Raw genomic sequence first — 15,903 nt, forward strand, 5'->3', positions numbered from 1 at the left:
TTTGGAAATATTTATCGGCTGTATATGCCGTCTTTTCTTATTTGCACAATCCTTGCACTTTGCATTCCGCTTCCAAAGGGCAGCCTGTCTCTCGATCATGAAGGTAAGTTAATATTTTAAGAAGATGAAAGTAGGTGTTGTTTATGGATACTTTTCTGTCAGATTTTCTCACAACTTCAATCCAAAAACATTACAGTGAAATGGTTGCTTTAAGTGACGATTTAGCTGTAAATCCAGAGGTGTCAGGGGAAGAGTTCGAAAGCAGCAAGAGAATCGTAAATATTTTAGAAAGAGTTGGCTTCGACGTTCAATATCCTTTCTCTGGTTACGAAACTGCTTTTTGTGCTGAGTTAAAAAATGGTGAAGGCCCTTCTGTTGCTATATTAGTAGAGTACGATGCACTTCCGGACATCGGACATGCCTGTGGTCATAACTTACATGGCTCTATGTCTGTTTTAGCGGGGCTTGCCCTTCACGAGTTAAAAGATTATTTTAAAGGAAATCTTTACGTAATCGGAACTCCTGCAGAGGAAACATTTGGGGCAAAAATCGGAATGGCTAGAAACGGTGTATTTGATAAAATGGATTTTGCCATCATGTTGCATAGTTACATGGGCGGAATAAATGAACCTAATGCAAAGTTCCTTGGGCTAAAAAACTTTCAATTCAAATTCTTAGGACAGACTGCTCATGCGGCTGCATGCCCATGGGATGGGAGAAATGCTCTAACTGCCGCAAGAAAATTTGTTGATTTGATTGATGCAAGAAGACAAACCCTTACAAAAGACGTAAATATCAATCAAATTTTTACAGATGGTGGTAAAGCATCTAATGTAATTCCTGATACAGCTGAAGTGATAGTAGAATTTCGTGCTGACTCTTTTGCCGCCATAGAATCAGCGCGAAAAGCAATCTTAAATTGCGCAAAAGGAGCCGCTATCGCTTTCGATTGCGAATTCGAATGGAAACGTTTGTACGAAGACTTCGCAGACATGGTGAGTAATGCGGCGGCTGAGAAAGAAATGAAGAATATTATGGAATCTCTTGGTTTACGTGTGAATGACATTTCGGATCCATTAGGTTCATCTGATATCGGCAATGTGAGCTATTGTTGCCCATCATTACATCCGATGATTTCGATTACGGATGAACAGTGTGCCCTTCATACCACCGATTTCGCAAAAGCAACGACAATGCCAAAAGCGCATGAAAGTCTAAAAAACGGCGCGGAAATGATTAGTCGCATGGTTTTAAAAGTTTTTCTGGATGATGAATTTAGAGGAAATGTCCACAGGGACTTTGAGCAACAAATAGCAATTAAAAAGGGGATTTAGGAGTGGAATTATAAATAATACCATTGAGGGGTGCTTTGATGAAAAAGAAATTTTTTTATGGTTGGATCGTTGTTTTTGCATGTACTATCTTAACGGCGCTGGGAACTGGAGTTGTATCATCCCTAGCAGTTTTTTTGCACCCAATGGTCAAAGCTAAAGGTTATTCTATAGCTGGTGTTTCTTCTTTAATATCACTCTATTTCATTGGTACAATTGTTGGTAATATTTTATTAGCCAAATTGCTTAGCAAAGCAAACTTAAAGATAGCTGTTCTGGCCGCTGGTATAATACAAGGTATATTGATTATCGCAATGAGCAAAATTGATTCCTTGAGCATTTTGACGGTTATTACTTTCCTAATTGGTTTTATTATAGTTTCAGTTTCTATCTTACCTGTTCCAATAATTATCACAAACTGGTTTAAGGCAAAAAGAGGAACAGCAATGGGTATCGCTGTTGCTGGGGTTGGACTTGGAGCTGCTATTTTCGCACCAAGTTTGAACTTAGTCATTTCGAGCTCAGGTTACAAATCAGCTTTTGTTGTTTGGGGTGTAGCCGTTTTTATCCTTGCCGTTATTTGCGGAACCCTTATTTATACTCGCCCTGAAGATAAGAATCTAAAAGCTTATGGGTTAAACGAAGGTGACCCTGAAGTACCAGCTGAAACATCTTCAGAGGTTCAACCAAATTCAAGCGTAGGAATTTCTTTGGGTCAATCATTCAAAACTTCTGCGTTTTGGCTTGTTGTTGTATTTTTAATTGGAACATCAATTCCGCAAATGATTGACGTCGTTCAAACTCCATCCTATTTGACTGATATCGGTGTTAGCGACGTTCGGCTCAGTCAGATTCTTTTTGCATTTGGTATCTGTTCAATGCTTGGGAAAATGACTATTGGCTATTTGTTTGATAAGTTTGGACTATCGAAAGGTTGTATGGCTGGTTTTTCGTTAGGTGTCATCACACTCGTTTCGATGGTGCTTCTTGGTAAATCTTTAGGGCTTGTATATCTTTATATCCTATTTGGTGGTGCTGGTTTGAACTTTAACTTTGTAGCATTGCCAATCTTTACTTCCAAATTTTTTGGGACAAAGCACTATGCTACTATCTATTCAGGTTTATATGCGTTTTTCATGTTTTTGGCATCTATTCTTGGAACCGTCTCTGGGATTTTAGTTGAAAAATTTGGTTATACATCTTCTTACTTAATCGGATCTATTTTCTTAGTCGTTGCTATTTTTGCATGTATTTTATTACTCAAAGTAAAAAAGCCATGGCTTGAAACTACCAAGAATGAAATTATTCATACAGCAAGAAATATATAGTAAATGTTTTAAAATCCACCCCTTCCATAATTGAGTAAGGTATGAAGGTTCTGGTGCAAAAACTTCAAGATAATGCAATTAATCTCTAAATCTTGGACATACTGATACTACTACTTTAAAAAAGGGAGGATCATGTTGATTCTCCCTTAACTACTACTGTTCGTCTTTTATATTTTTTGAAGGTTTAGCTATAGAGAGCCACACCCACTAATCCCGAAAGGATAATGACATAAAGAGGATGCCAACGGTATTTAATTAATACAAATAAGGATAGTCCAAAAATGACCAGCAGACTTACCATACGAAATGAGATATTAAAAGTAAGCAAGTGATTTGATAACGCAAAACTAATAGAAGCATATATGATTAAACTAGTAACAATAGGCTTTAATCCATAGAGCATGGATTGAACAATTTTATTATCATTCATCCTTTTAAAAAATGATGCGATTACAATGACCAATATAATAGAAGGAATTAAAATAGCAATGGCCGATATGATGGCCCCAACCAACCCGGAAGTTGAATACCCAACTAATATTGCACTATTGGTTGCAATTGGACCTGGTGACATCCCTGAAATGGCTATTAAATTGGTAAATTGTTCTGCTGGAATCCATCCGAACCGGGTGACCTCCGAGTTTATTATCGGAATCATCGCATATCCCCCGCCGAAAGAAACCAAACCGATCCAAAAAAATGTTTTAAACAGCTGCCACAAAACCATTTAGTTTTCCTCCTAATTAAATTCCATCTCCGATAAAATAATCATTGCTGGTATAGGATGTAACTTTTTCCTTGTCTTTTCTTGACGTTATTTTGTAGCCAAGTTTTCTTTTAATAAAAATTGAAATCGCTCCAGATACAGCTCCAAGGAAAATGGCTAAGACTGGATGAATGAAGAATAATGCCGGCACGCCAATAAGCATAATGAAAAACGTAGTTTTATCCACGATAGAAGTTTTGATCGTTTTAATGGCTGCATAAACAATAATGGCTAAAATAGTAGCTCTGATTGAAACAAATGCAGCTTCGATCTTCGGATTATCATGAATGAATAGATAAGAAATTCCGAGAGTTAACACAATTAAAAAGGTAGGCAGCGAGACACCGATCATCGCTGCGATTGCCCCTTTGACTCCGCCTACTTTGTGTCCGATAAAGGATGCCGAATTGATGGCGACTGCTCCCGGAACAGATTGTGCTAAGGCAAACAAATCTGTAACGTCTTCACTTTCTATCCATTTTTTCTTTTCTACTACTTCCCGCTCAATTAATGGAATCATCGCAAAACCACCGCCAAATGTAGCGGGTCCAATTTTAAAAAAGGTCCAAAATAGGTGGAATAGCTTTATCCATTCTTCTTTCATATCTATCCTTCTCCCTTAGTACGATCTTTTTATATTAGAATATTATTTTTAGAATCTATCATACATCTATTATGTTATCAGATGCGTCAAGAAGAATAAATTGCAACAAAATTATAGGGTATAATAATTTGTAATACCCCAGTAAAAGTATCTGATTTTTATACTTTATGTGTTACCATATTTTTATATTGAACCCCCAATCCTAGGAGGAAATTGTTTCGTGAACATAGAAAATTTGAAAATGTTTTGTTTGGTAGTGGATGAAGGAAGCATTAGTCAAGCCGCCAGATTAAGTTATGTCACGCAGCCAGCTGTAACGAGACAAATTCACCAACTGGAAAATTATTATGGGACGTTGTTATTTGATAGAGCGGAAGGGAAAATGAGGGTTACAGAGGCCGGAAAAATGCTTTATCCTTTTGCAAAATCAATCGTGAACGAATTTTATCGTTCCAGTGAAGTGATTAAACAGTCGATAGGTGAGCATAATACAACCCTCCATGTCGGTGCTTCCTTTACTATTGGGGAATATTTATTGCCCAGCCTGCTAGGTCGATTCAAGAAGGAAATGCCTGATATAAAAGTAACCTTGACGATTAAAAATACCCCTGGCATTTTAGAGGATTTAACCAATGATGTCATCGATTTGGCCATGGTGGAGGGAATTGTGGACAACGGTAATCTGAAGGTCGAGAAATATGCGGTTGACGAGCTTATTCTCGTTTGTTCGCCCGATCATACGTGGGGAAGGCAAATTAACATAGAAGAGCTGGCAAATGAAAGAGTAATCTGGCGTGAATCCATATCTGGTACACGTCTGATCGTAGAAAATATGTTAAGGGAAAATAGAATTTTGGATAAAATTGAAAGTTATATGGAGTTAGGAAGTACCCAAGCGATAAAAAGCGCTGTAGAGGCTGGCCTTGGAATTAGTATCTTGCCGCGTTTAACGGTTGTCAAAGAATTGGAACAAGGGACATTACGAGAAGTAGTAATCATTGGAGTAAAAATTATGAGGGACTTATGGCTGGTTAAAAAACACCACCGCTTCAATAAATTGGGCGTTTCTCAATTTTTGGATTTCATCCATCATAAATAATGTAGCCTATTACATAATGGTCTAAAGGGATGCCTCAAATGTAAGGGGCATCCCTATTTCTTAAATAGTTTTATTATCTCTTTCCTGCGAATGGTCTGATCTACTTTCCGTAATGACACGGTCAATATCAAGATAAGGCTTGCCCCGTACTGCTTCATTAGAAACAATATTCACCGTATTTTTCCGACGATCTTTCATCATCAATACCTCCAAAGAAAAATTTCAGTACATGCAGATAGTTTCTCCAATTTATGATAGTTAAAACTTATTAAAAAGTATTAATGATTAAGCCGTTCGAAAGTTTGTCAAAAGATTTCAAACAAACTGTGAACTTATCACTATTGCCATGTTTTTTATAGGAAAAGGGAATATATTGAAAATATAAAAAACAAACAAAATTTTGAAAGGCGGAATCATTTATGTTTAATAAATTTTTAAGAGAAAATAAGATTTCTGCAGTTATTTTAACAGTCTTACGTTTATACCTTGGTTATTCTTGGTTTACAGCAGGTTTTCATAAATTAACAGGCGGCTTTGATGCCTCAGGCTTCTTAAAAGGAGCAATCGCAAACCCAGTAAAAGGCCCAGATGGTGCTGTGGTATTTGGGTGGTATATAGATTTCTTAAAACACATTGCCCTGCGAAACGTTGATGTATTCAACATATTAGTACCTTGGGGCGAAACACTAATCGGCTTAGGCTTAATCTTAGGATGTTTAACAACAACAGCGATGTTCTTTGGATTAGTCATGAACTTCAGCTTTTTCCTTGCAGGTACAGTATCTCATAACCCAAGAGACATCTTCTTAGGCTTCATCATCTTAACAGCTGGTTATAACGCTGGAAGAATCGGTTTAGACCGTTGGGTCGTTCCTTTTATCAGAAAAATGGGCCGAAAAGGTACTGACAATGAAAAACCGAGAGTAACTGCTTAAATATAATAGTAAAAAGAATCTCCTCTAAAAATCAAAAAGCTTGCAGAGAAATGGATCATTCTCTACAAGCTTTTTTATATTCTTTATGCGTTATTTTTAAACTCCTGAATACTGAATAACTCTTTGAATTCAGGCCATCTCATTTTTTGCTTCAAGTAATCGCGAAAGGAATAACAGCTTTTTTCTTGAGGATTCCTATCAAGGGATAAAATAAAGGATTCCAGACGAACTTCCATCATAAAAAAATGAGAATTATTTTTATCCACCAAAGGAATGTCAATGATTTTTATCTTCTGTCCAGCTATATTTTTGAATTCGAGGCTCTTGAATAACAAAATATCATCTTCTTTTTACTAGTTTTATATATTATAACGCATTAGAACACTAAAGCGTCTAAAAATTGTTAAAATTTTATGGACAAATTAAATAAACCAGACTCTAGTTTTAGAATCTGGTTTTATTAAAACACTATTTTTCGCTTAAGCAAGTCTCATTTTAAAATCTTGATAGCCGAACTCGCGAACGACCTGACAATCGCCATCTCTATCTTGTACAACGATGGCTGGCAATGGCATGCCATTAAAGGTGGAGTTTTTCACCATTGTGTAAATCGCCATATCACCAAAAATCAATCTGTCGCCGCTCTTTAATGGCTGGTCGAAAGAATAATCGCCGATCACATCGCCTGTAAGGCAGGTTTGGCCGCCAAGTCGATATGTAAATGGCTTCTCTCCTGCTTCTCCTGATCCAAATAGAGGAGGGCGATAAGGCATTTCCAATACATCCGGCATATGACAGGTTGCGGATGTGTCAAGAATGGCAATATCGATTCCGTTTTTATGGAGATCAAGTACAGAAGTAATTAGATATCCTGCGTTGAGAGCGATGGCTTCTCCTGGCTCAAGATAAACTTCTAATCCGTATTTTTCCTGCATTCTCTTAATGCATGCTTCAAGTCTCGGGATATCATAATCTTCCCTCGTAATATGGTGACCGCCGCCAAAGTTAATCCATTCCATTTGCGATAGCCATTGGCCAAACTTTTCTTCCACTGCATTTAGAGTCGTCTCTAAATCGTCAGAATTTTGCTGGCAAAGGGTGTGGAAATGCAGTCCTGAAACACCATCAAGTAATTCTGGACGAAAATCTTCCTGTTTTACACCAAATCTAGAACCCGGTGAACATGGGTCATAGATTTCATGGCCTACTTGTGTTGAACACTCAGGATTGATGCGCAAGCCCACTTTCCTGCCAGCTTGAAGAGCTTTATCTTTAAATTTTTCCAACTGTGAGAAGGAATTAAAGATAATATGATCGCAAATCGAGATGATTTCGTCGATTTCATCTTCACGGTAGGCAGGGGCAAAGACATGATTTTCTTTGCCCATTTCTTCGTGTCCCAAACGTGCCTCAAACAAGCCGCTAGCCGTTGTACCGCTCAAATATTCTCCAATGAGGGGATACATAGTTGTCATAGAAAATGCTTTTTGTGCCAAAACAATCTTAGCTCCTGTACGCTGCATTACGCCATTTAGGATTTTTAGATTTTTTTCTATAAGACCTTTATCAACTACATAACAAGGCGTCGGTAATTCTTCAAACCGCATCTTATCGAACTAGCTCCAGCTCTTTTTCTTCTGCTTCTTCTGGCAATGCATCCACAAGTACAGGATTAAAGTCTTCTACCCATGGAAGACCCCATTTGTTTAACTCTTCCATGAATGGATCTGGATCAAACTCTTCAATATTAAATACGCCCGGCTTATTCCATTTGCCAGTCATGATCATCGCTGCACCAATCATCGCAGGAACGCCTGTTGTATAGGAAATAGCTTGAGAACCAACTTCTCTATAGCACTCTTGGTGGTCACAAATATTGTAAACATAATAGGTTTTATCTTTTCCATCCTTTTTCCCTTTGAAGATACAGCCGATGTTTGTTTTGCCGACTGTACGTGGTCCAAGGGAAGCTGGATCTGGTAATACCGCCTTCAAGAACTGAAGTGGAATGATTTGTTTTCCTTCGAATTCGATTGGCTCGATGGAAGTCATTCCAACATTTTCAAGGGCCTTTAGGTGTGTAATGTAGCTTTGGCCAAATGTCATGAAGAAACGGATACGCTTAAGTCCAGGCATGTTTTGTGCAAGTGACTCAAGCTCTTCATGGTAAAGCAAGTACATATCTTTTTGGCCTACTTCAGCGAAGTCATAAACTCGTTTGATTTCCATTGGCTCGGTTTCAACCCATTCACCGTTTTCCCAATAACGTCCGTTAGCAGAAACTTCACGGATATTGATTTCAGGGTTGAAATTCGTAGCGAACGGATAGCCGTGGTCGCCGCCATTACAGTCAAGAATGTCGATATATTCAATTTCATCAAAATAGTGCTTTAGCGCGTAAGCAGAGAATACACCTGTTACACCTGGGTCAAAACCGCTGCCTAAAAGAGCCGTAATGCCAGCTTTTTCAAAGCGCTCACGGTATTCCCATTGCCATTTATATTCGAATTTAGCCGTATCTTCCGGCTCATAGTTAGCTGTATCCATATAGTGTGTTTTTGTTGCAAGACAAGCATCCATGATAGTTAAGTCTTGGTATGGTAACGCTAAGTTCATAACGATATCTGGTTTTACTTCATTAATTAATGCAATTAACTCATCTACGTTATCTGCATCAACTTGTGCAGTTGTAATTTTAGTTTTGCCGCCGTCAAGTTTTGCTTTTAATTCATCACATTTTGATTTTGTCCGGCTTGCAATACAAATCTCTTCAAATACCTCGCTGTTTTGAACACATTTATGAATAGCTACTGATGCCACGCCGCCGGCGCCAATAATAAGTGCTTTTCCCATTCTCCTATCTCCTAACTTAATAGATTTTGATTTTGCAACAACAACAAAAAAAGCAAGTGAAAAACGCATACCTGCGCACAACACTTGCTTTAGATATAATCAATATTAAATACTATGACAAAAGCCATAGAAATCCGTCTATCACAAAAGTCCTAGGACAGTATGGTAGAAAGCTTATTAATATTCAAAATATATCTTAATAGGATCAGAGTCTATATAGCAAATAATTACTTTTACCACTCTTATTGACCGTTTCACAAGTTGTGTGCATATGCACTGGTTGTAAAGTAACCAACTTATAAAATTTGAGCTTTTAACTCAATCAATAAGGCAACGAAAAAGTTGCCAATCGGCATTTGACCCGGCTGTCCGTATGGCCTTGACTTCCAAAAGGAGGTGGTCAAAATTATCTGCTTGGAAAGACTCAAGATTTTGAATATCAGCTTTCCAATTTCATGCTATTACATATTATCACATTTAAAAATAATAGCAATACTAAATACTAAAAAATTTATCAATAAATGTCGAAATGTTTTATTGGAAAAGTATTTTTTGTTCCAATGGGCTGCGCCACTAAGCCGACGAGTGGATTTTTTTACAAAAAATTAACAAGGGTTTTATTCATTTTTGGCAAATTCTATACGTAAGTAATAATAGAAGGAAGGAAGTGGAGTATGAGATATCAAAGAACGTTTTTTATGATTAATGATTTGGTCATTGAAGTCAAGAAACCTGAAATAACGCTAAAAAAAATTAAAGTGACCCAGACCAAAGTAGAAAATGAAGAATATAGAATACTCCGAAAAAAATTCGATGAAGATCTTTTCCATTTCGAAAAAAAACCTAATGGATGGTTTATAACAGAAAAAGAATAACTATTTGTTAAAATCCCCTAATAGTAGAAAGAAAAATGTTGACATACTACTCTTTCTACAAGCGAGGGGATTTTATTTTTTTAAAATTATACAAAAAACAACAAATTTCTACCAAAGTTTACACCCCCTTAATACTCCCTTTACAATTTTGGTTTATTATCAATTTTGCAAGGCAAACAGAATGTTATTACCAAATTAGTAGGGGGAAATAAGAATTGAAAAGCTTAAAAAAATTAAGTCTACTTACATTATTTGCAGCATTGATGGTTTTCATGGCTGCATGTGGAGGCGGAGCTTCTACTGATAAATCAGAAGGAACTGCAAAGAAAGAAACACCTAAAACTGAAGAAAAGAAAGAACTTTCTGGCTCATTAGTCGTTTCTGGTTCATCTGCAATGCAGCCATTAGTGGCAGCAGCAGCGGAAGAATTTATGGCGAAAAATCCTAATGTTGATATTCAAGTTAATGCGGGTGGATCTGGTACTGGCCTATCACAAGTAGCTGAAGGATCTGTGCAAATTGGTAACTCAGATGTATTCGCTGAAGAAAAAGAAGGCGTTCCAGCTGATCAGCTAGTCGACCATAAAGTTGCAGTTGTTGGTATGACTGCTGCTGTTAACCCTAAAGTTGGTATTAAAGACATTAAAAAAGAAGATTTAATTAAAGTATTCACTGGAAAAATCACGAACTGGAAAGAACTTGGCGGAAAAGATCAAAAAATCGTTCTTGTAAACCGTCCTGACTCTTCTGGTACTCGTGCAGTATTCAACAAGTTCGCTCTTGATGGTGCAACTCCTGCTGAAGGTATCACGGAAGATTCTTCAAACACAGTTAAAAAGATTATTAACGAAACTGACGGTGCTATTGGTTACCTTGCATTCTCATACTTCACTGATGATTCTGTAACACCACTTGCAATTGATGGCGTAGAACCGACTGCAGAGAATGTACAAACTGGTAAATTCACAGTTTGGGCTTACGAACACTCTTACACAAAAGGTGAGCCTACAGACCTTGCAAAAGCGTTCCTTGACTATATGATGTCAGATGATATCCAAAACAACTTGTTAAAAGAACAAGGATATCTTCCTGTAACAAAAATGGAAGTAGAGCGTGACGCAAAAGGTAATCAAACGAATAAATAAGAATACATTTATAAAAGTTTAATAGAATTTAAAAGTCGGCCAGTGATGGTCGGCTTTTTGTTTTGCAACAATGATCGTACCCGAATAAAAGAGGAACATGCCTCTTTTTTGTGTATTACTATTGCGTCTTATCCAACAAAATGCAGCAGGAAGTTGTTAAGAACAAGAAAGATCTACTCATTACTATTCTAGTATGTTGGGAAAATTTCTATTTTTAGTAATTCTTTACATTCCATCAACATTAGTGTGCTATTTTAGTGAGGAATACACAAAAGGGGAGTGAAAGGAATGACACGTCCAAATGTTTCAGTTTATTCGCTTGTACTTTTGCTTTTGTTTTCATCTTTCTTTTTTATGACAGCTTGTGCATCAGCCGAAAATGCCCTAGATCCTGCACCACAGCTTCAGCCGGTGGGGACTGCAAATGGCAAGAAGGTTTTGTTTGATAATACTCATGGACAAACAGCGGGAGCAGCAGATTGGGTTTTAGATGGAGGATTCTCTGACTTTGCGAATGCCTTAGCCAACAAAGGCTATTATGCCAAAGAGTTGCGAAAAAACACCTCAATTACCTATCAAGATTTACAAGGCTATGATGTGTTTGTAATTGGAGAAGCGAACATCCCATACAAAACTACTGAGCAGGCAGCTATGATTCAATATGTTCAAAACGGTGGGAGTATCTTTTTTATTGGCGATCATTATAATGCGGATCGCAACAAAAACCGCTGGGATGCATCGGAGGTTTTTAACGGTTACCGCAGGGGAGCTTTTTCCAATCCAACAAAAGGAATGGGAACAGAGGAGGCTTCTTCTGCAGCCATGCAAGGTGTAACAGGATCGGACTGGCTGTCAGCTAACTTCGGCATCCGATTCCGCTATAATGCGATTGGAGATGTAACGGCCAATGAAATTGTGGCTCCAAGTCAGGCTTTTGGGATTACCTCAGGAGTTTCTACAGTTGCGATGCATGCCGGTTCAACATTAGCGATAACCGACCCCAACAAAGCAAAGGGCATTGTTTATCTTCCGCCAACCTCAACAGCCTGGGGCAGCGCGGTTGACCAAGGCGTATATAATGGGGGAGGGAGAGCAGAGGGGCCATATGCAGCCGTCTCCAAGCTTGGATTAGGAAAGGCAGCGTTTATTGGCGATTCCTCGCCAGTGGAAGATGCGACTCCAAAATATTTGCGCGAGGAAACGGGAGCAAAGAAAACTACGTACGATGGATTTAAAGAACAGAACGATGGTACTTTGCTGGTGAATATGATTGATTGGCTATCAAAGCAGGAAAGCTATACTGCCTTATCACAGGTCGGCGGATTACAGCTGGATCAGCCAACCGCCTTGTTATCAATGGAAAACCCGCAAACATCTACTGAACCGGTGGCAGAACCGTGGGCTGCACCTGCGACAGGCTATAAATGGTATGATCCATCTACTTTCAAATCAGGGTCATATGGCTATGGCTCCAGTGGATCTGGTGGAACTGGAACAACATTGAATGAAAAGTTTGAGTCCGGAACCAAAACCGCCTATACTCCAGGCAATGTAACGCTTGCGAGCGGCTCTTGGAATTTTGATAACGCCCTCATAGGTAATTTATCTACAGATAAGAAGGCAGGCTCACAGTCAGCACGTGTCCGAGCATCTGGGTCCATTAAGATGAACTTCGATGTTAGCGGGGCAAAAAGCATTCAAATTTCCCATGCCAATTTCGGTTCCGACAGCGGGGCGAATTGGCAGCTGCAAATGTCCACGAATGGCGGCTCGACATGGACAAACGTTGGAAGTACGAATACTAGTACAACCACTTTAGCTGTTAAATCCTTTACCCTCACTCAAACAGCACCTGTTCGTTTCCGAATTGTCGTTTCAGGGACAACGGGGATGAGGATTAATTTTGATGATATTGTGATTAGTAATTAATAGAGGCTGGTTTAATATAAAGGGTTTAGTCATCAGGGGAGAAGAATACATTGTTCTCTCCTGATGATGGAACCTTAAACAGACTTTCCCTTTTATATATTGTTTTTTTGTTTGTCTTCCCATGGTTCAAAGGAAAACGGAATTCCAATCATTTTAGCGGTCAATTCATCATAGGACACTAAATCCTTTCTTGACAACTCTTGTAAAGAACGTTTTCCCATTGCTCTTAACGCTATTTTTATTTCTTCAGTACTTGCTGTTAAGAATTTCTCCGCTGATTTTACCCCGTCTTCAACCTTAAATTGATCCTTGAACTTCCCGTCATACCAAATAGCCTGTGTAGGCGGTTCAAATGGAAGTGCATTCAACACTTGATCATGTGCTAGAGCAAACAACATGGAAGAGCCTAAATAGACAGCGTCGGCTCCGAGGGCAAGAACTTTTAAAAAATGCCCGGGGACCAAAAGCCCTCCTGAAACGATTAAGCTAATCTTTCCCTTCATGTTTCTTTTTTCTAGATGATTAGCAGCTCTAACTACCGCATGCAAGGTCGGGATCCCAAAGTCATCAAATAAAATTGGCGGTGCCCCGTGCATGGCTGCCTGCCCGCCGTCAATGGCAATAAAATCCACGCCCATAAAGATTAAATGATCAATATCTTCTTCAATTTTTCCGCCTGCACCAATTTTGACGCCGATTGGAACACCACCTGATATGACACGAAGTTCCTCCAGAAGCAGCTTTAAATCTACTAGTGTTTGATTTTCACAAAAATGTTCATAAATGATAGCTTCCTCATTTTCCTTAAGCCCCATCACTTCACGGGCACGACCTGCTAAACTTTGCGGAGGTATTTTTTTGCCCATTCCCGCTAAGGCGCCCTGACCTAATTTAATTTCAATCATGTCAGCACGCTTAATCACATCTTCGTCCTTTGCCCATTCTGTTTTTGAAAACTGTAAAATATACTTTCCGGCAGCGTTTAATTCTTCAGGTAAAATTCCGCCTTCCCCAGAATTTATTGCAGTTCCTGTTTTTTGGGCTGCTTCTGCCAATGAAAGCCTTGCTTGTTCACTAAGTGCAATCCCAAATGCCATTGCGCTAATCATAAGTGGAATTTTAATTTCCATTGGTTTTTTTGCCCCTGGTCCAATCGTAACGGCAACATCTACCTCGTCTTCACCATCAACTGGAAATGGAGACGTTTGTGCGGGGATGAAGGTAATTGGATCCAAATGCGGCCATTTTTTTGAAGAGCCGCCAAGCGGGCGAAAAAGGACTGCGCCTGTTTCGGCACGCAAGCTATTTTCTAGCATATTTTGAATGCCCATATGCCGAAGTCCAGGCATCAGTTCAATAATATTTTCTTGATAACTGTCAGTTAAAATGATTTTCCCAGCCTTTTTCACTATTAGTTTCATAATCCAACGCCAACCAACGAGCATGAATATAAGTACGACAAATAGTAGGGATATCATTGCAAAAAACAAATAAAATAATATGTTTGCCATAGTCAGTTTTCTCCATTATTACAGAAAATAAGAAAAGTCGGATCGAAGTGATGAAGAATTATGTCTCCATTTTTATGTTTTCCCATGGTTCAAACGAAAACGGAATTCCGACCATTTTGGCGGTCAATTCATCATAAGAAACCAGATCCTTTTTTGATAACTCTTGTAAAGAGCGTTTTCCCATTGCTCTTAAGGCGATTTTTATTTCTTCAGTACTTGCTGTTAAGAATTTCTCCGCTGATTTTACCCCGTCTTCAATCTTAAATTGATCCTTGTATTTCCCTTGATTCCAAACAACTTGCGTAGGCGGCTCAAACGGCATGGCATTCAATGATTGAGGATGTGAGACGGCAAATAACATAGCGGAGCCCACATATACTGCATCGGCTCCAAGGGCGAGCACTTTTAAAAAATGTCCAGGTACTAGAAGGCCTCCACAGGCAATTAGAGTTATTTTTCCCTTCATGTTTCTCTTTTCTAGATGATTGACAGCTCTGATAATCGCATGCAGAGTTGGGATTCCAACGTCGTCAGCTAATATCGGCGGGGCACCAAGTGTGGCTCCTTGTCCGCCATCAATGGCAATATAATCAACACCCATATAAATTAAATGATCAATATCTTCTTCAATTTTCCCGCCAGCCCCCATTTTTACCCCAATGGGAACACCACCTGTGAGGCGCCGAAGCTCATCAACTAGTTCTTTCAAATCATCCAGCGTTTGATCTTCAAAAAAATTATCATAAATTACGGCATCCTCATTTTCCTTTAACCCCATCACTTCGCGGGCACGACCTGTTAAATTTTTAGGAGAAATTTTCCCACCGGTCCCGAATAATGCGCCTTGTCCTAACTTAACTTCTATCATATCTGCCCGCTTGATTAATTCTTCTTCCTTTGACCATTCTGTTTTGGAGAACTGTAAAATATAGTTTCCGGCTGCATTTAGTTCCTCAGGTAAGACTCCTCCTTCACCAGAATTAATTGCGGTTCCTACATTATTAGCTGCTTCTGCTAAAGAGAGTCTCACTTCTTCACTGAGGGCAATCCCATAGGCCATCCCGCTGATCATTAACGGGATTTTTATTTTCATTGGTTTTTTTGCCTTTGGCCCAATGGTTACCTGCACATCGACATCTTCTTCTCCGTCTATAGGGAAGGGTGTTGTTTGGGCAGGGATAAAAGTAATCGGATCTAAATGCGGCCATTTTTTTGAAGACCCCATCGGGCGGTGGAGAAGGTCGCCTGTTTCAGCTCGTAAGCTATTTTCAAGCATATTTTGGATGCCCATATGCCGGAGTCCCGGCATCAACTCCATTACATTTTCTTGATAACTGTCTGTTAAAATAATTTTTCCCATTTGCTTTACCATTCGTTTCATTAACCAACGCCACCCGAAAAGCATGAATACAAAAACTATAAAAATAAATGTCACCATTGCAAAAGTAAAATAATAAAAAATGTTCGACATGTTAATTGCTCCATACTTAGCATATTTTCAATAGGGATTTCCACTATTCTTATTAT

At 38.8% G+C, this 15,903-nt stretch carries 15 protein-coding genes; 7 read left to right on the forward strand and 8 right to left on the reverse strand.

What is annotated here, in order from left to right; genetic code table 11:
- The first annotated feature begins 143 nt into the window (after nucleotides 1-143).
- Together AC59HZ_RS12635 and AC59HZ_RS12640 are read left to right on the forward strand one after the other, a co-directional pair.
- The gene (locus AC59HZ_RS12635; protein ID WP_496546176.1) at nucleotides 144-1,334 is read left to right on the forward strand and encodes a M20 family metallopeptidase; all 1,191 of its coding nucleotides are present in this window, start codon (nucleotides 144-146) and stop codon (nucleotides 1,332-1,334) included.
- A gap of 38 nt (nucleotides 1,335-1,372) precedes the next feature.
- Nucleotides 1,373-2,659, forward strand: a complete 1,287-nt coding sequence (locus AC59HZ_RS12640; protein WP_430066845.1) for an MFS transporter — start codon at nucleotides 1,373-1,375, stop codon at nucleotides 2,657-2,659.
- Nucleotides 2,660-2,843: 184 nt separating this feature from the next.
- On the opposite strand, the gene AC59HZ_RS12645 is transcribed toward AC59HZ_RS12640, so the two are convergent.
- Together AC59HZ_RS12645 and AC59HZ_RS12650 are read right to left on the reverse strand one after the other, a co-directional pair.
- Nucleotides 2,844-3,386 (reverse strand): chromate transporter, encoded by a 543-nt coding sequence (locus tag AC59HZ_RS12645; RefSeq protein ID WP_496546177.1) that lies wholly within the window; start codon nucleotides 3,384-3,386, stop codon nucleotides 2,844-2,846.
- Between the two features lie 16 nt (nucleotides 3,387-3,402).
- Nucleotides 3,403-4,029: a chromate transporter gene (locus AC59HZ_RS12650; RefSeq protein WP_496546178.1), complete on the reverse strand. Its 627-nt coding sequence runs from the start codon at nucleotides 4,027-4,029 to the stop codon at nucleotides 3,403-3,405.
- Nucleotides 4,030-4,249: 220 nt separating this feature from the next.
- Here AC59HZ_RS12650 and AC59HZ_RS12655 point away from each other — a divergent pair, with 220 nt between their 5' ends.
- Nucleotides 4,250-5,128, forward strand: coding sequence for a LysR family transcriptional regulator (locus AC59HZ_RS12655; RefSeq protein WP_496546179.1), 879 nt, complete (start codon nucleotides 4,250-4,252; stop codon nucleotides 5,126-5,128).
- A gap of 60 nt (nucleotides 5,129-5,188) precedes the next feature.
- On the opposite strand, the gene AC59HZ_RS12660 is transcribed toward AC59HZ_RS12655, so the two are convergent.
- On the reverse strand, nucleotides 5,189-5,329 hold the full coding sequence (locus tag AC59HZ_RS12660) for a hypothetical protein (protein WP_496546180.1): 141 nt from the start codon (nucleotides 5,327-5,329) through the stop codon (nucleotides 5,189-5,191).
- A gap of 218 nt (nucleotides 5,330-5,547) precedes the next feature.
- On the opposite strand from AC59HZ_RS12660, the gene AC59HZ_RS12665 reads away from it, so the two are divergent.
- Complete coding sequence (locus AC59HZ_RS12665; RefSeq protein ID WP_496546181.1) at nucleotides 5,548-6,063, forward strand: DoxX family protein; 516 nt, start codon at nucleotides 5,548-5,550, stop codon at nucleotides 6,061-6,063.
- An 83-nt stretch (nucleotides 6,064-6,146) separates the two neighbouring features.
- Here AC59HZ_RS12665 and AC59HZ_RS12670 read toward each other — a convergent pair whose 3' ends face one another.
- From AC59HZ_RS12670 to AC59HZ_RS12680, 3 genes are all read right to left on the reverse strand, one after another.
- The gene (locus tag AC59HZ_RS12670) at nucleotides 6,147-6,398 is read right to left on the reverse strand and encodes a DUF2535 family protein (protein WP_496546182.1); all 252 of its coding nucleotides are present in this window, start codon (nucleotides 6,396-6,398) and stop codon (nucleotides 6,147-6,149) included.
- A 144-nt stretch (nucleotides 6,399-6,542) separates the two neighbouring features.
- Nucleotides 6,543-7,670 carry a carboxynorspermidine decarboxylase gene (gene nspC / locus AC59HZ_RS12675; protein WP_496546183.1) on the reverse strand — a complete coding sequence of 376 codons (1,128 nt, stop codon included), beginning with the start codon at nucleotides 7,668-7,670 and terminating at the stop codon, nucleotides 6,543-6,545.
- A gap of 1 nt (nucleotide 7,671) precedes the next feature.
- Nucleotides 7,672-8,916 (reverse strand): saccharopine dehydrogenase family protein, encoded by a 1,245-nt coding sequence (locus AC59HZ_RS12680; RefSeq protein ID WP_496546184.1) that lies wholly within the window; start codon nucleotides 8,914-8,916, stop codon nucleotides 7,672-7,674.
- A 674-nt stretch (nucleotides 8,917-9,590) separates the two neighbouring features.
- On the opposite strand from AC59HZ_RS12680, the gene AC59HZ_RS12685 reads away from it, so the two are divergent.
- The 3 genes from AC59HZ_RS12685 (at nucleotide 9,591) to AC59HZ_RS12695 (ending at nucleotide 12,865) form a co-directional block, all read left to right on the forward strand.
- Complete coding sequence (locus AC59HZ_RS12685) at nucleotides 9,591-9,791, forward strand: hypothetical protein (protein ID WP_289986118.1); 201 nt, start codon at nucleotides 9,591-9,593, stop codon at nucleotides 9,789-9,791.
- A 215-nt stretch (nucleotides 9,792-10,006) separates the two neighbouring features.
- Complete coding sequence (locus AC59HZ_RS12690) at nucleotides 10,007-10,936, forward strand: phosphate ABC transporter substrate-binding protein (RefSeq protein WP_496546185.1); 930 nt, start codon at nucleotides 10,007-10,009, stop codon at nucleotides 10,934-10,936.
- Nucleotides 10,937-11,290: 354 nt separating this feature from the next.
- Nucleotides 11,291-12,865: an Ig domain protein group 2 domain protein gene (locus tag AC59HZ_RS12695; protein ID WP_496546583.1), complete on the forward strand. Its 1,575-nt coding sequence runs from the start codon at nucleotides 11,291-11,293 to the stop codon at nucleotides 12,863-12,865.
- A 92-nt stretch (nucleotides 12,866-12,957) separates the two neighbouring features.
- Here AC59HZ_RS12695 and AC59HZ_RS12700 read toward each other — a convergent pair whose 3' ends face one another.
- Both AC59HZ_RS12700 and AC59HZ_RS12705 read right to left on the reverse strand, forming a co-directional pair.
- The gene (locus tag AC59HZ_RS12700; RefSeq protein WP_496546186.1) at nucleotides 12,958-14,376 is read right to left on the reverse strand and encodes an FMN-binding glutamate synthase family protein; all 1,419 of its coding nucleotides are present in this window, start codon (nucleotides 14,374-14,376) and stop codon (nucleotides 12,958-12,960) included.
- A gap of 58 nt (nucleotides 14,377-14,434) precedes the next feature.
- A complete protein-coding gene (locus tag AC59HZ_RS12705) occupies nucleotides 14,435-15,847 on the reverse strand; it encodes an FMN-binding glutamate synthase family protein (protein ID WP_496546187.1) in 1,413 nt (470 codons plus the stop codon).
- Between the last annotated feature and the right edge of the window lie 56 nt (nucleotides 15,848-15,903).

Source organism: Neobacillus sp. DZ-9, from assembly GCF_059587065.1.

Excerpts from the sequence above, each read along its gene's own strand:
- AC59HZ_RS12635 (WP_496546176.1), top strand. The coding sequence starts at position 144 with ATGGATACTTTTCTGTCAGATTTTCTCACAACTTCAATCCAAAAACAT.
- AC59HZ_RS12640 (WP_430066845.1), top strand. The coding sequence starts at position 1,373 with ATGAAAAAGAAATTTTTTTATGGTTGGATCGTTGTTTTTGCATGTACT.
- AC59HZ_RS12645 (WP_496546177.1), bottom strand. The coding sequence starts at position 3,386 with ATGGTTTTGTGGCAGCTGTTTAAAACATTTTTTTGGATCGGTTTGGTT.
- AC59HZ_RS12650 (WP_496546178.1), bottom strand. The coding sequence starts at position 4,029 with ATGAAAGAAGAATGGATAAAGCTATTCCACCTATTTTGGACCTTTTTT.
- AC59HZ_RS12660 (WP_496546180.1), bottom strand. The coding sequence starts at position 5,329 with ATGATGAAAGATCGTCGGAAAAATACGGTGAATATTGTTTCTAATGAA.
- AC59HZ_RS12665 (WP_496546181.1), top strand. The coding sequence starts at position 5,548 with ATGTTTAATAAATTTTTAAGAGAAAATAAGATTTCTGCAGTTATTTTA.
- nspC (WP_496546183.1), bottom strand. The coding sequence starts at position 7,670 with ATGCGGTTTGAAGAATTACCGACGCCTTGTTATGTAGTTGATAAAGGT.
- AC59HZ_RS12680 (WP_496546184.1), bottom strand. The coding sequence starts at position 8,916 with ATGGGAAAAGCACTTATTATTGGCGCCGGCGGCGTGGCATCAGTAGCT.
- AC59HZ_RS12685 (WP_289986118.1), top strand. The coding sequence starts at position 9,591 with ATGAGATATCAAAGAACGTTTTTTATGATTAATGATTTGGTCATTGAA.
- AC59HZ_RS12695 (WP_496546583.1), top strand. The coding sequence starts at position 11,291 with ATGACAGCTTGTGCATCAGCCGAAAATGCCCTAGATCCTGCACCACAG.
- AC59HZ_RS12700 (WP_496546186.1), bottom strand. The coding sequence starts at position 14,376 with ATGGCAAACATATTATTTTATTTGTTTTTTGCAATGATATCCCTACTA.
- AC59HZ_RS12705 (WP_496546187.1), bottom strand. The coding sequence starts at position 15,847 with ATGTCGAACATTTTTTATTATTTTACTTTTGCAATGGTGACATTTATT.